At 64.4% G+C, this 12,166-nt stretch carries 11 protein-coding genes; 2 read left to right on the top strand and 9 right to left on the bottom strand.

The annotated features are described in order from the left end of the window. Nucleotides 1-474: 474 nt before the first annotated feature. The 9 genes from NDI56_RS17255 to NDI56_RS17215 all read right to left on the bottom strand — a co-directional run bounded on the left by NDI56_RS17255 (nt 475) and on the right by NDI56_RS17215 (nt 9,170). Nucleotides 475-1,077: a nucleotidyltransferase family protein gene (locus tag NDI56_RS17255; RefSeq protein ID WP_310920928.1), complete on the bottom strand. Its 603-nt coding sequence runs from the start codon at nt 1,075-1,077 to the stop codon at nt 475-477. A gap of 342 nt (nt 1,078-1,419) precedes the next feature. Further along, nucleotides 1,420-1,914 carry a hypothetical protein gene (locus tag NDI56_RS17250; RefSeq protein WP_310920927.1) on the bottom strand — a complete coding sequence of 165 codons (495 nt, stop codon included), beginning with the start codon at nt 1,912-1,914 and terminating at the stop codon, nt 1,420-1,422. A 2-nt stretch (nt 1,915-1,916) separates the two neighbouring features. Then, nucleotides 1,917-2,453: an aromatic-ring-hydroxylating dioxygenase subunit beta gene (locus tag NDI56_RS17245; RefSeq protein WP_310920926.1), complete on the bottom strand. Its 537-nt coding sequence runs from the start codon at nt 2,451-2,453 to the stop codon at nt 1,917-1,919. Further along, a complete protein-coding gene (locus NDI56_RS17240; protein ID WP_310920925.1) occupies nt 2,450-3,814 on the bottom strand; it encodes an aromatic ring-hydroxylating oxygenase subunit alpha in 1,365 nt (454 codons plus the stop codon). The genes NDI56_RS17245 and NDI56_RS17240 overlap by 4 nt, the downstream gene beginning before the upstream one ends. Next, nucleotides 3,811-4,194, bottom strand: a complete 384-nt coding sequence (locus NDI56_RS17235; protein WP_310920924.1) for a RidA family protein — start codon at nt 4,192-4,194, stop codon at nt 3,811-3,813. Before NDI56_RS17235 ends, NDI56_RS17240 begins: the two co-directional genes overlap by 4 nt. 31 nt (nt 4,195-4,225) lie before the next feature. Then, on the bottom strand, nt 4,226-5,299 hold the full coding sequence (locus NDI56_RS17230) for a BMP family ABC transporter substrate-binding protein (protein ID WP_310920923.1): 1,074 nt from the start codon (nt 5,297-5,299) through the stop codon (nt 4,226-4,228). Between the two features lie 132 nt (nt 5,300-5,431). Next, on the bottom strand, nt 5,432-6,424 hold the full coding sequence (locus tag NDI56_RS17225; protein ID WP_310920922.1) for an ABC transporter permease: 993 nt from the start codon (nt 6,422-6,424) through the stop codon (nt 5,432-5,434). After that, nucleotides 6,424-7,527 carry an ABC transporter permease gene (locus NDI56_RS17220; protein ID WP_310920921.1) on the bottom strand — a complete coding sequence of 368 codons (1,104 nt, stop codon included), beginning with the start codon at nt 7,525-7,527 and terminating at the stop codon, nt 6,424-6,426. The genes NDI56_RS17225 and NDI56_RS17220 overlap by 1 nt, the downstream gene beginning before the upstream one ends. Continuing rightward, nucleotides 7,524-9,170, bottom strand: coding sequence for an ABC transporter ATP-binding protein (locus NDI56_RS17215; protein ID WP_310920920.1), 1,647 nt, complete (start codon nt 9,168-9,170; stop codon nt 7,524-7,526). The genes NDI56_RS17220 and NDI56_RS17215 overlap by 4 nt, the downstream gene beginning before the upstream one ends. Nucleotides 9,171-9,482: 312 nt before the next feature. Between NDI56_RS17215 and NDI56_RS17210 the strand changes: the two genes are divergently transcribed. Both NDI56_RS17210 and NDI56_RS17205 read left to right on the top strand, forming a co-directional pair. Further along, nucleotides 9,483-10,898, top strand: a complete 1,416-nt coding sequence (locus NDI56_RS17210; protein ID WP_310920919.1) for an amidohydrolase family protein — start codon at nt 9,483-9,485, stop codon at nt 10,896-10,898. Nucleotides 10,899-10,999: 101 nt separating this feature from the next. Then, nucleotides 11,000-12,130 carry an XdhC family protein gene (locus NDI56_RS17205; RefSeq protein ID WP_310920918.1) on the top strand — a complete coding sequence of 377 codons (1,131 nt, stop codon included), beginning with the start codon at nt 11,000-11,002 and terminating at the stop codon, nt 12,128-12,130. Nucleotides 12,131-12,166 lie beyond the last annotated feature (36 nt).

Genomic DNA, 12,166 nt, shown 5'->3' with positions numbered 1-12,166 from the left:
ACGCCGCGGAAATCGCGACGCTGTCGAACGTGTCTACAGAAAATCAAACCGCCAGAAATATCGCCTTTCAAATCATTTCTGTCACGCCGAACCGAGCACGACAGAACACTGGCTCCAGAGGTCCACTCACTGACACGAAGCTGTAAACTAAACACTATTGACCTGTGTAGTCTGGAGCCGACATCTGGTCATTCCTTGGGGAGTGACACACCGGACGGCGATTCAGACTGGTATCGAGCGTGTACCCCCACTGGCATCGTCTCTGGTCCTTCTCACGCCCAGAAACTGTCGCTCGCAGGTGCTGAGGCACAGTCAACAGCCGGTAGACCTACCGATACCGAACAGCCACTCTCAGAGCCTCTGAGCGGCGAAATGAAGATGAGCACACTCCGCCAGTGCGGGCCGTCGGTGAAGCACGACCGCTACAGTGCCCTCAGAGACGCCGTTTCACCGGGGAACCACCGCTGAAAGCGTTCACTCGATATGGGCCGCTCTGTCCTGTCTGGTATCGATGTCTTCGACGACGCCCGAGTCGTCGACGTCGACGAATCGGGTCCCCTCGTGGTTCAGTAGTATCTCCCGTCCACCTCGGTCCCCTGAGAGGCTCGCCAGTTGCTCGAAGTGCTGGCGGCCGAACAGAACTGGATTCCCTCGGCGGCCGTCGTAGCGCGGCACGACGATACTCGCCGTCGACGACTGGTAGGTGCCTTCGAGCAGGTCGAGCGTGGCCGTCTCGACGAACGGCATGTCGCCCAAGACGAACACGATGGCATCCCAGTCGTGTTGGCGCGCTATCGCGACCCCGTGTCGGACTGATTCGCTCTGCCCGTCCGGGTATCGGCCGTTGTACCGGACGGCGTCGACTGTGGCCGACAGCGCATCCGAGAGAGCCTCGTTTTGATGACCGACAACCGCGACGACTTCCTCCAGCGTCGATTCGACCGCAGTCTCGGCGACGACTCTGACCATCGGCACCCCTGAAATCGGTGCCAGTAGTTTGTTTTCCGCGCCGTATCTGGCGCTCGTTCCGGCGGCGAGCACGACCCCGCCCACGGTCCGGTCCCGCTCGTCGGGCATACCGAGCGTTCGGATCGCAGGGTACTGAACCTTTCCTCGTGGTACTCCGGCCGGTTCCCGACTGTAGCTGACCCGGCGCCATATCTTCGTGCGTATCGTGGTGAAGACATACGATCAAGAACTCCCGTGAGAGTAGTACGCGTCGAAGGCGGTCGACCCGCATCGAACGGGCAGCGCCGCGAATCACCTCCGGGAGGTCGGCGGTGGCACGCCGTGTACGACCCCTCGACGGAGTCCGCCGACGCTCGCGCTGCCCGTCGGCGGACTCCGCTCCGACATGTCGATACAGGAGACGGCGGCCGCGTTCGACGTCGTCGTCGAGTGAGTCGCTGCGGCCGCCCCTCAGAGTGGGCCCTCGACCGGTGTGTCTTCCGGCCCGAAGGGCGTCTTGAACCATACCGAGAAGACGTACGTGTCGTCCACGGCGGCCAAGCCACGGAGTGACTGGGGGCCGAGCGTGATGGCCGTGTTGCGCCCCGGCGTCGCTATCTCGATGCCGTGGCCGGCTTCGGTCACGACCCTCCGAACGTGAACGTGTGCGTACTCGCTGGAGATGGCCAGCCCGACCGACTCGTCGGTTGGCTGGCTGACGGGTGGCGCTGGACCGACCGGGTCCCCGGTGACGGCCGTCGCCGAATCGAGGAGCTCGTCTATCGCCGCCCGGTCGCGCTGCCAGGACAGTCCTTCGAGCAACAACGCGTCGAGTTTTACGGTGCGCTCGCCGTCCACTATCGCCAGTCGTTCCCCCTTCGAGACGATTTTCTCCACGACGACGGTGCCGTCCGCGTCGGCCAGCTCGATGCGCCCGGACTGCTCGCTGGGTGGTTCGTCGGGCATCGTCACAGGAGTGGGAGGGTGAGGTTCTTCGTGTTCAGTATCGAGTGGTCGAGATAGACGGTCCGGGCCGCGATGCCGTAGCCGTCGTCGCGCTCTCGCAACACGGTGTGTCGCTGTGCGGAGATGAGGTCGTGGTCGGCCGTGTCTCCGTAGCTCCGGAACACCTGCTGATTGTTCGCGACCGTGAGTTCGTCACCGCTCACGTCGAGCACCCGGACGTTACCGACGACGTGCCGAACCCGCGACCGCGGATTCTCCGACCACGCGTACTCCTTTTCCAGACGACCCACCCGCTCGCGAATCATCTCGTAGTCCTCCCGGAGGTAGTTCGACTCGGCGCTGAACTCCGAGCGTTCCGAGCCCGGGTGGCGTGCAACCCGAACCGGGACTTTCAACAGCACGTCCGCTTCGACGAGTTCGAGCCACTCCGCGAGCGCGAACCCGTCGAGCAGGTCGACCTCGTCGTAGAGCCACTGTTCGACCCGGTGCTGGGTCTCGGCATCGACAGGCAGCGTGGCCCCAGTCCGTGGTTCTGTCACGACTCTGGCGCTCCTTGCCGCATCATCTCGTACCACGACCGCAGCAGGGTCTGGGAGTTGCGTTCGTCGAAGTAGAGCCCCTTGCTTGTCACCGCCGCGGGGCCGTGGAGCGGGTCCTCCACCGTCTCGACTTCGTCGGACATCGCCCCGAGTCCCTGCTGCATGTTCCCACGGGTTTCCCGTAGTTCGTGCGTGACGGCCCCGCTGCTGTCGGAGATGCCTTCCCAGATGGTGAGGTCGTCCGACTCGAACGCGCCGCCGGGGCTGAGGCTCTCCCAGCCGCGGTGGGAGTCCTCCAGAAACCCCTCGTCATCGGCCAGTTCCGTGGGCACCAGCCACCAGCTCGTCGTCTCGGTGGTGCCCGGTCCCCGCGGGTTCCACTTCCGAATGCAGGCCCACGGTCCGCCCCAGCCGCCCGACTGGATGCCGTGGATGATCGACATGTTGGGGAAGACGGTCCCGAAGTGAAACACCGACCGGCTGAACAGTTCCCGCTGCTCGTCACTGAGCGCTGGGTTCAGCGTGTCCCGTATCGAATCGGGATAGCCCATGAACGTTCCCTCCTCCTGGGAGAGGTAGTAACCGACGGAGTGGCGGTCCGTACAGGCGAGGTAGGACGCGCCCGGGAAGTCGTCGAGTTTCTCCCAGGGCCCGCGGGCCAGAGTCTCCGTCTCTAAACCTGCCTGGTGGGTCGTCAACACGTGGTAGGAGTCCCCGGAGAAATTATCGGCCGAGGTCTTCCAGTCGTGGTCGGCCTCCCAGCGGTGTGGCTCACCGACGACGGTCATCCCCTCGCTCGTCGCGCCGAACAGCACGTCCAGATACCACGTGAACTCCCCGAGATACTCCCGGAGCGTCGGGCCCTCGTCCGCGATACGGCCGAAAATCAGGCCCCGGTAGCTGTCGATGTGTGCCTCCGTGAGCGCAATCTCCTCCTCGTCGAGGTCCTGATACGCCTCGGCCATGTGGGGCATCCCCTGTAGCGTGCCGTCGTTCTTGTAGGTCCAGCCGTGGTACGGACACCGGAAGTGCGAGGTGTTCCCGCTCTCGGCCGTACAGAACTGTGCGCCCCGGTGCATACAGCTGTCCAGAAAGGCGTGGAGCTCGCCGCTCTCGTCGCGGGTGAGGATGAACGGGTCCTCCCCGATGTACCGTCTGGCGTAGTCGCCCGGCTCGGTGAACTCCGAGACGTGCCCGAGGTAGTTCCAGGCGTGCCCGAATATCCGGCGGAGTTCCGTGGGATAGAGGTCGGGGTTGTTCAGCATCGCCATCGGATACCGACCGTCTGCCAAGTCGTCGCCAACGCGTTCGATGAGCGCCGCCACGTCACGCTCCCAGTCGCCTGTGTTCGGCAGGCTCATGGCTCCTGTGTCGCCACGGCTTCGATTTCTATGGCCGCGTCGTCGGCGAGACGGCTGACTTCGAGGGCGGTTCGCGCCGGTGGGTCCCCCTCGAAGTACGACCGGTAAACCCGGTTCATGCCGTCGAAGTCGTCGATATCGGTCATGTACACCGTCGTTTTGAGCACCTGGGCCATCTCCAGGCCGGCAGCAGCGAGGATTCGCTCGATGTTCGTCAGGGCCTGGTCGGTCTGGGGGCCGATAGGCTCGTCAGCCAGCACGGCCCCGTCCGGGGTGACCGGAATCTGACCGGCGGTGTACAGGAGTCGCCCGTCGGTCGCGCCGTGGCTGTATGGGCCGAGCGGGCTGGCGGTGTCGTCTGCGTCGATTGTTCGTCTCATCGGTGGTGTGACAGCGTCCGCGGTCGTGAGCTCACGAGTTGGGCACTTCGCCCTCGATGCCCTCGACGTAGCTGCTCATCTCGCCGAAGAGGAACTCGTCGGACTCGCCCTCGAACTTCGTGCCCTGCCAGACGGTTCGGTCGCCGCTGACGATCTCCTCTTCGTAGGTTTCGACCTCCGACACGACATCGTCGGGGACCTGCGGGCCGAAATCGTCGACGCCGACTACGCCGGCGTCGAGGCCGTTCCAGTAGGCTTCCGACTCCCAGTTCCCGTTGTTTATCGCTTCGAGCGTCGGCCCGTAGAACTCTTCCCAGTTGAACAGCGCCGAACTGCCGTACCAGTCGCCACCGGCGTCCGCCATCGAGGTGGTGTAGGTAAAGGCGTACGCCTCGTTGTCGGCGGCCGTCTGGACGGCGGCCGTCGAGGTCTGGTGGTTGTTGATGACGTCCGCGCCGTCGTTGACGAGCGCGTTGACCGCCTGGGTCACGGCCGGCGGGTCGAGCCACGCGTTGGTCCAGCGGACGCTCGCCGTCACGTCCGGATTGACGAGACGAGCCCCCCTGACGAAGGCGTTTATCTGCCTGACCAGTTCCGGAATCGGGAACGCGCCGACGTAGCCGAGCTGGTTCGTCTCGGTCAGGAGGCCGGCGGCCACGCCACAGAGGAACCGCGCCTGGTAGAGTCGCCCGTAGTACCGGCCCATGTTCTCTCGCGTTTTGAACCCCGAACAGTGTTCGAAGACGACGTCCGGGTATTCCGGTGCGATCTCGTGCATCGGGTCCATATAGCCGAAGGTCGTCCCGAAGATGGCGTCCATCCCGCTGGAGATATACTGCTCGATAACCCGCTGGACGTCGCCCGGAGCGACCGCTTCGGAGAACTCCGTTTCGAGCCAGTCGTACTGGTCCGTGACTGCCTGGCGGGCGTCCTCGTGGGCCCGGTCCCAGCCGACATCGCTGACCTCGGCCTGGTAGATGAACGCCGCGCTCACGCCGTCACTGTCGCCCGAACTCGAACCGCCCGAACAGCCTGCCAGGCCGATGAGTCCAGTGGTAGTTGCCGCTTTCAGTGCATCCCGTCGCGTCAGTTGCTTCCGAACCATTCTATCGATTCGCCTTGTTTTTCGAGCTTATTACCAACATATGTCTGTACCTTGTGCGCACTTTCGATTACACGCCCACTTTAAATCAAAGAAACTTAAATATTACCAATGCCTTTGTTATTGCGACGTCCCCTAGTCCAGCTCCCGGCTGTAGGACTGGACCAGCGCGGACGGCTGTGCAAGCTCGCGGTTTTCGGCTCTGAAAACCGTCAGGACCAGCACGAGCAGCGTCACGATGTAGGGGTACGTCGACATTATGGTCGGATTCAACACGAAGTTGAGGACCGGGTTGAGGAGTCCGGCCAGCGGAACGCCGGTCCCGAGCGTGATGTCCAGCCCCTGTGAGTACAGCTGCAGGGCGTTGAACAGGCCAAAGAGGTACGCCCCCAGCAGGATGCGTTCCGGGCGCCAGCGGGCGAAGATGACCAGCGCCACGGCGATCCATCCCCGTCCCGAAGTCATCGACGCCGACCAGATCTCGTTGAACGCCAGCGAGAGGTGCGCGCCGGCAGCCCCGGCGAACATCCCGCCGAGTACGACCGCCAGATACCGCATCTTGAACACATCGACGCCCATCGTGTCCGCGGTCTCGGGGTCTTCCCCGACCGAGACGAGTTCCAGGCCGATGTTGGTCCGGTAGAGGAACAGCCAGACGACTGGCACGAGCAGCAAGGCAGCGTAGTCGGTGACGGTGCTCTGGAACAGCGCGGTGCCGAGGATCGGTATCTCGACCAGGTACTCACCGACGAGCGGCAGCGTCCGTTCCGGGAACCCCGAGATGGACTTGCCGGACCAACTGTTGCCGAAGTACGTCGTCAGGCCGGTCCCGAGCAAGGTCAACATGATGCCGCTGACCGCCTGGTCGGAGTTCAGCGAGATACACAAGAAGGCGTGGACCAGCGAGATGAGGCCGCCCGCGAGGATCGCGACGCCGAAGCCGAGCCAGTAACTGCCGGTCACGAACGCAGTGACAAAGCCCGACAGCGCTCCAACGAGCATGATGCCCTCGACGCCCAGGTTGAGGACGCCGGCGCGCTCGCTGATGAGTTCGCCGAGGCCAGCCAGTATGAGCACCGTGCTGGCGTTGACCGTCGCGTTCGCCAGGCCGGTGACCAGGCCGGCCATCAGAGGTCACCCTCGACACGACCAGCGGCGTTCGAGTCCGGCCGCTTCGTGAGCGACAGGTCGATGCTGTACTGCTTGAAGAACTCGGCCGTGATCAGAAAGAGGATCACGAGCGCCTGGATGATGTTGACGATGGCCGCCGGCACGCTCAGCAGGGTCTGGATGCTCGACCCGCCGACGAACAACACCGCGAAGAACAGCGCCGCGAGCATCACCTGCACGGCTCCGTTGCGACCGAGCAGGGCGATTGGAATCGCCGTGAACCCGTATCCGGGTGCGAACTGCGCCCGCAGGCGACCCTGGACTCCGGCCATCTCGCTGACGCCGGCAAAGCCCGCGATGGCACCGCCGCTCAGCAGCACTATCATGTAGATCTTGAACTTGCTCATCCCCGCGTGTTCGGCGGCCTCGTCGTTCGCACCGATAAACGTGATCTCGAATCCCAGTCGGGTGTAGTTGAGGAGTACGTGTATCAGACCGACGAGCGCGATGGCGAGGACGATGCCGGCGGGAAAGCCGACTATCGGGAGGTCGGGCAGTCGCGCTGCGGCGGGAAGCCCTGGTGTCTGCGGGAAGTTCGCACCCGGCGCCTGCATCGGACCGCGGACGAGGTAGTTCTTGATCTCGGTGGCGATGAAGACGAACAACAGCGTGGTGATAATCTCGTTGATGCCGAGTTTCGCGCGCAGCCACGCCGGCACCGCAATCCAGACGGCGCCGGCCAGCCCCCCGGCGACGAACATCAGCGGCAACAGGGCGTACGTCGGGAGGGAGACGTTGACCCCGACCCAGGTGCCGGCGATGGCACCCAGAAACAGCTGTCCCTCCGCGCCGATGTTCCACAGCTGGGCCTTGAGCGGAAGGTACACCGCCAGCCCGACGAATATCAGCGGCACCGCCTTCGCGACTGTCTCCGTCAGCCCGAAACTCGTCGTCAGCGTCTGGACGAACATAATGCGGTACGCGGCCAGTGGGCTCACGTCGAGGGCCACCAGGGCGACAGCGCTGACAGCCAGCGCCGCCAGGATAGTAAACACCGGCGTCCCGTACCCCATCCAGCGCGGGACCTCCTCTCTCGGGGTGAGTTCCACGTCCAGTTTCATCGGGAGTCGGTACACCCTCCGTCCGCTGCCACCTGCTGTGACTGGGTCTGAGCCTCTCCGCCGTTCATCTCCAGCCCGATGCGGCGCCGCGAGGTCTCCTCCGGCGTCGCCTCGTAGACGATTTCGCCCTCGTAGATGACCAGAATCCGGTCGCTGAGGTCGAATATCTCGTCTAAGTCCTCCGAGAGCAACAGGATGCCGGTCCCCTGTTTGCGCTGTTCGATGAGTCGCTCCCGGATGAACTCGATGGCCCCGACGTCGACTCCCCGCGTGGGCTGGTTGGCGACCAGGAGGTCCGGCTCTCGAACCATCTCGCGGGCCAGGATGAGCTTCTGGAGGTTCCCGCCGGAGAGCTCGCCTGCGGTGATGTCTCTGACGTCGCTAATCCCGCGAACGTCGAACTCCTCGACGAGCCGCTCCGCGTAGTCGGCGGTCGCCTCGTAATCGAGCCACGGGCCGTCGGAGAACGTTTCGTCGACGTACCCTTTCATCACCGCGTTGTGCATGACAGACAGACCGCCGGCACACCCCTCGACGTGGCGGTCTTCCGGGACGAACGAGACGCCACTGTCGATGAAGGTCCGGGGCGAGGCGTGGGTCAGGTCCTCCCCGTCGAGGGTAATCGACCCGGCGGTCGTATCGCGGACGCCGACCAGCGTCTCCGCGAGTTCTTTCTGTCCGTTCCCACTGACACCGGCGAGGCCGACGACTTCGCCCTCGTGAACGGTCAGGTCGACTCCCGATAGTGCATCGATGCCCCGGTCGTCCTCCGCCCACAGCCCGTCCGCTTCCAGGACGGTCTGGCCCGTTTGGACCGGCTCCTTGTCGACGGTGAACAGGACGTCACGCCCAACCATCATCCGCGCCAGATCGTCGGCCTCCACGTCGGCGGTGTCGACCGTTCCGACCCCCTCTCCATCGCGCAGGATGGTGACCCGGTCGGTGACCGCGTCGACTTCGTCGAGTTTGTGCGTGATGATGATAATCGAGAGTCCCTGGTCGGCGAGTTCCCGGAGCGTGTCGAACAGCCGGTCGGCCTCCGCCGGGGTGAGCACCGCCGTGGGTTCGTCGAGGATGAGCAGGTCGACGTCCCGATAGAGCGCCTTCAGTATCTCGACCCGCTGGCGCTCGCCGACGCCGAGCTCCCAGACTTTCGAGGAGACGTCGATATCGAAACCGTAGTCGTCGGCCAGCGACTGGATTTTCGTCTCGGGCTCGTCGAGACCGAGCGTGAACCGCGTCGCGAGCTCGGTCAGCGGCCGACTGTTCGTCAGCGAGGAGAGCCACCCGTCGTCGTCGCCACGGAACTTCGAGGCCGGCTCACGCATCCCGAGCACGATGTTCTTCGAGACGGAGAGCCGCGGAATCAGCTTGAAGTGTTGGTGGACCATCCCGATCCCGGCGTCGATAGCGTCCTGTGGCGACGACAGTTCGAGCGGCTCGCCGTCGAGGAGCACCCGCCCCTCATCGGCCGAATAGAGCCCGTACAGGATTTTCATCAGCGTGCTCTTGCCCGCGCCGTTCTCTCCGAGGAGCCCATGTATCTCCCCGTTCTGAATCGACAGCGACACTTCGTTGTTCGCGACGACACCCGGGAACGTCTTCGTGATGTCTTCCATCTGGACAAATGCGTCTTCGGTCATACTATCCGGTTATCTGAAAAGGTGACACCAGTAGCATATAATACCACCTAAATTGGCGATATTCGCACAGTTTTGTGTCTGTATATCCACTCTCACTCCCGAAATATGGAACTCATCGCAATGTGAAATTTTCCGAGCCGATATCGGCGGTTCCGTTCCGTTGCTCCCGGTCCGCTCGCAAAAGATGACGAATCGAGCAGGTATTTCTATCGAGCTGTGCGAGTACCGGTGTGCTACCTTTCCGAAACCGGCTGTGTACCGACCCGCAGCGGACGGGCTGTGACTCGCGACTGCCTGCGTTCGAGTGGGGCCATGACTGACCTGCTGATTCGCGATGGGCGGGTGGTGACACAGGACGACCAGCGGACAGTCATAGAGGACGGTGCTGTCGCCGTCGAGGACGGTCGAATCGTCGCTGTCGGTCCCACGGAGGAGTTGGTCCCGGCGTCCGACGCCGACGAGGTGATAGACGCGTCTGGCTGTGCTGTTATCCCCGGACTGGTCAACCCACACACCCACGTCTCCGATATCCTGTTGCGTGGCTCCTTCGCCGAGGACCGTGGCCTGCTCGACTGGCTGTACAACGTCAAGCGGCCCGGGACCCTCGCGATGGCGCCCGAGGAACACGAGACCGCCGCGATGCTGTACTGCATCGAAGCGATTCGGGCCGGCGTCACGACGTTCGTCGAAAACGACACCGAGGTTGTCTGGGACGACTGGGCGACTATCGAGGCGAAACTCGATGCGTACGAGCGGGCTGGTATCCGCAACGTCTACGGTGCGGGGATGGTCGACCGGCCGGCCGACGACGAGTTTCAGCGGCTCGTCACCGACGTTCAGGCCCGCGAAGACGACGTCGACCACCCCCCGATAGACGCGTTCGTCGAGGCGACCGACGATGTCGTCGCAGCGGTCGACTCGCTCATCGAAACGTATCACGGGACTGCGGACGGACGGCAGGCGGTCTGGCCCGCGCCGGTCGTGGTCGAGACGACGACCAACCAGGGGTTTCGCGAGGCGTACGAACTCGCCGAAAAGCACGACGTGATGACGACGGCACACGTCGCCGAAGCCGAGGCCCAGGAACAGCGTTCGATATCGAGTATCGAGTATCTCCGTAACGTCGGGTATCTCGGCGAGCGGACCCTGCTGGGCCACTGCGTCCAGCTCTCTACGAGCGACGTACGACTCCTCGAACGGACCGACACCGCCGTGGCACACAACTACATGGCGAACATGCGCCTCGCGACCGGCTATGCGCCGGTCCGGACGATGCTCGAAAGCGGCGTCACCGTCGGGCTCGGGACCGACAACTCGATTCTGAGCGACACCGTCAACCCCCTCGGCGACGTCCGTGCGATGGCCGGTGGCCACAAGGGATACCATCGCGACGCCGGCGTGGTCCCGGCCCAGACGGCGTTCGACATGATCACTATCGACGCTGCCCGGGCGATAGGCCGCGGCGAGTCACTCGGCTCGCTCGCGGTCGGGAAACAGGCCGATATCGCCATCGTCGACATGGACCACCCGCATCTGACGCCAGCCCCGGACCCGGTGTTCGCCCTCGTCCACGCGGCCCAGGGGTTCGAAGTCGAAACCGTCGTCTGTGCCGGCGAGGTCGTGATGCGCGACCGCGATATCCGCTCGTTCGACGAGTCGGTCGACGATGTCCTCGCCCGGGCCTCCGCGACGGCGGCTGACCTCGTCTCCCGGACCGGGTACGAGTGAACGTTCTATTTTAGCCCTTACTCCCGCCGGTATCTCGATAACGTAGCCAGATATCAACACGAGTGTTTAATAACGACGAGAGTAACAGTGTGATGAGAGTGATGCAGCGGACCAACTGGAGCGCCCCGGAACCCGTTTTTCGGCGCCGTCTCAGGGACCGTTTCGGGACTGACGATGCGGCTGCCGTCGCCACCGTCGTCGATGTCCGTGGGAGCGCCTACCGGCGGCCGGGGGCCAAGATGCTGTTCGAGGGGACAGCCGCCACCGGCTCTATCACGGCCGGGTGTCTGGAGACCGACCTCGCAGACGCGAGCCGCCGAGTCAGGGAGAGCGGCGAACCGGAACTGCGCTCCTACGACCTCACTAGCGACGAGAGCGAGACCTGGGGCCTCGGCGTCGGCTGTGAAGGAGTCGTTACCGTCTTGCTCGAACCGCTCTCGGAGCGGTACCGTCCCGTCGTCGAGGCGTTCGGGGACCGACGCCACCTCGGCGTCCTCACCGTGCTCGCGGACGAGACGGGACCGCTCGAGCCGGGCAGCAGGGCGTACTACCGGCCGGAGACGGGAACACTGGAGCCCCGTGACGGCAGCACACGCGACGCCTGGGGCGGGCAGACGCTGCTTGAACGGGCCGACGAGCTGGTTGCTCGCGGGCGGCCAGCGGTCACGACCCAGACGAGCGACGGGCGGTCGCTTCGCGTGTTCGTCGACGTGGTCGAGCCCGTGCCCGAACTCGTCGTCTTCGGGAGCGGGCACGACGTCGGGCCGGTAGTCCACGCCGGTACCGACGCCGGTTTCCGCGTTACGGTCGTCGGGTTCCGTGGCGGTGTCGACATGGCCGCTCGGTTCGTCGATGCGGACCGCACGCTCACGACTGCACCGGCCAGAATCGACGAGCGCCTCGACCTGACCGAGCGCACGTACGCTGTCGTGATGACCCACAATTTCGTCGACGACTGTCTCACCGTCGAACGGCTGCTGGCCTCGCCGGCCCCGTATATCGGCCTGTTGGGACCGACTGACCGGTACGAGAAGCTGGTGGCCGAACTCGACCCGTCACCGGGGACGGACCTCGAACGCGTGTACGCGCCAGTGGGCCTCGACCTCGGTGGCGGCTCGCCACACCAGATCGCACAGAGCATCGCCGCCGAACTGCTTGCCGTCCGAAACGGGAAGACGCCGACCCACCTCCGGACAGCCGACGGTCCTATCCACGAGCGTCCGGACCCTTGAGGGCGGGGTCGCCCGTGGTAAGCGCGCCGGCGACTG

Source organism: Halomicroarcula saliterrae (genome assembly GCF_031624395.1).
Lineage (GTDB): Archaea > Halobacteriota > Halobacteria > Halobacteriales > Haloarculaceae > Haloarcula > Haloarcula saliterrae.
Note: the sequence above shows the minus strand (reverse complement) of the source record. Positions and strands in the feature narration are given on the sequence as shown.

Bases quoted from the DNA above. Each gene is read 5' to 3' on its own strand.
- NDI56_RS17255 (WP_310920928.1), bottom strand. From the start codon at position 1,077: ATGCCCGACGAGCGGGACCGGACCGTGGGCGGGGTCGTGCTCGCCGCC.
- NDI56_RS17250 (WP_310920927.1), bottom strand. From the start codon at position 1,914: ATGCCCGACGAACCACCCAGCGAGCAGTCCGGGCGCATCGAGCTGGCC.
- NDI56_RS17240 (WP_310920925.1), bottom strand. From the start codon at position 3,814: ATGAGCCTGCCGAACACAGGCGACTGGGAGCGTGACGTGGCGGCGCTC.
- NDI56_RS17235 (WP_310920924.1), bottom strand. From the start codon at position 4,194: ATGAGACGAACAATCGACGCAGACGACACCGCCAGCCCGCTCGGCCCA.
- NDI56_RS17230 (WP_310920923.1), bottom strand. From the start codon at position 5,299: ATGGTTCGGAAGCAACTGACGCGACGGGATGCACTGAAAGCGGCAACT.
- NDI56_RS17225 (WP_310920922.1), bottom strand. From the start codon at position 6,424: ATGGCCGGCCTGGTCACCGGCCTGGCGAACGCGACGGTCAACGCCAGC.
- NDI56_RS17220 (WP_310920921.1), bottom strand. From the start codon at position 7,527: ATGAAACTGGACGTGGAACTCACCCCGAGAGAGGAGGTCCCGCGCTGG.
- NDI56_RS17215 (WP_310920920.1), bottom strand. From the start codon at position 9,170: ATGACCGAAGACGCATTTGTCCAGATGGAAGACATCACGAAGACGTTC.
- NDI56_RS17210 (WP_310920919.1), top strand. From the start codon at position 9,483: ATGACTGACCTGCTGATTCGCGATGGGCGGGTGGTGACACAGGACGAC.
- NDI56_RS17205 (WP_310920918.1), top strand. From the start codon at position 11,000: ATGCAGCGGACCAACTGGAGCGCCCCGGAACCCGTTTTTCGGCGCCGT.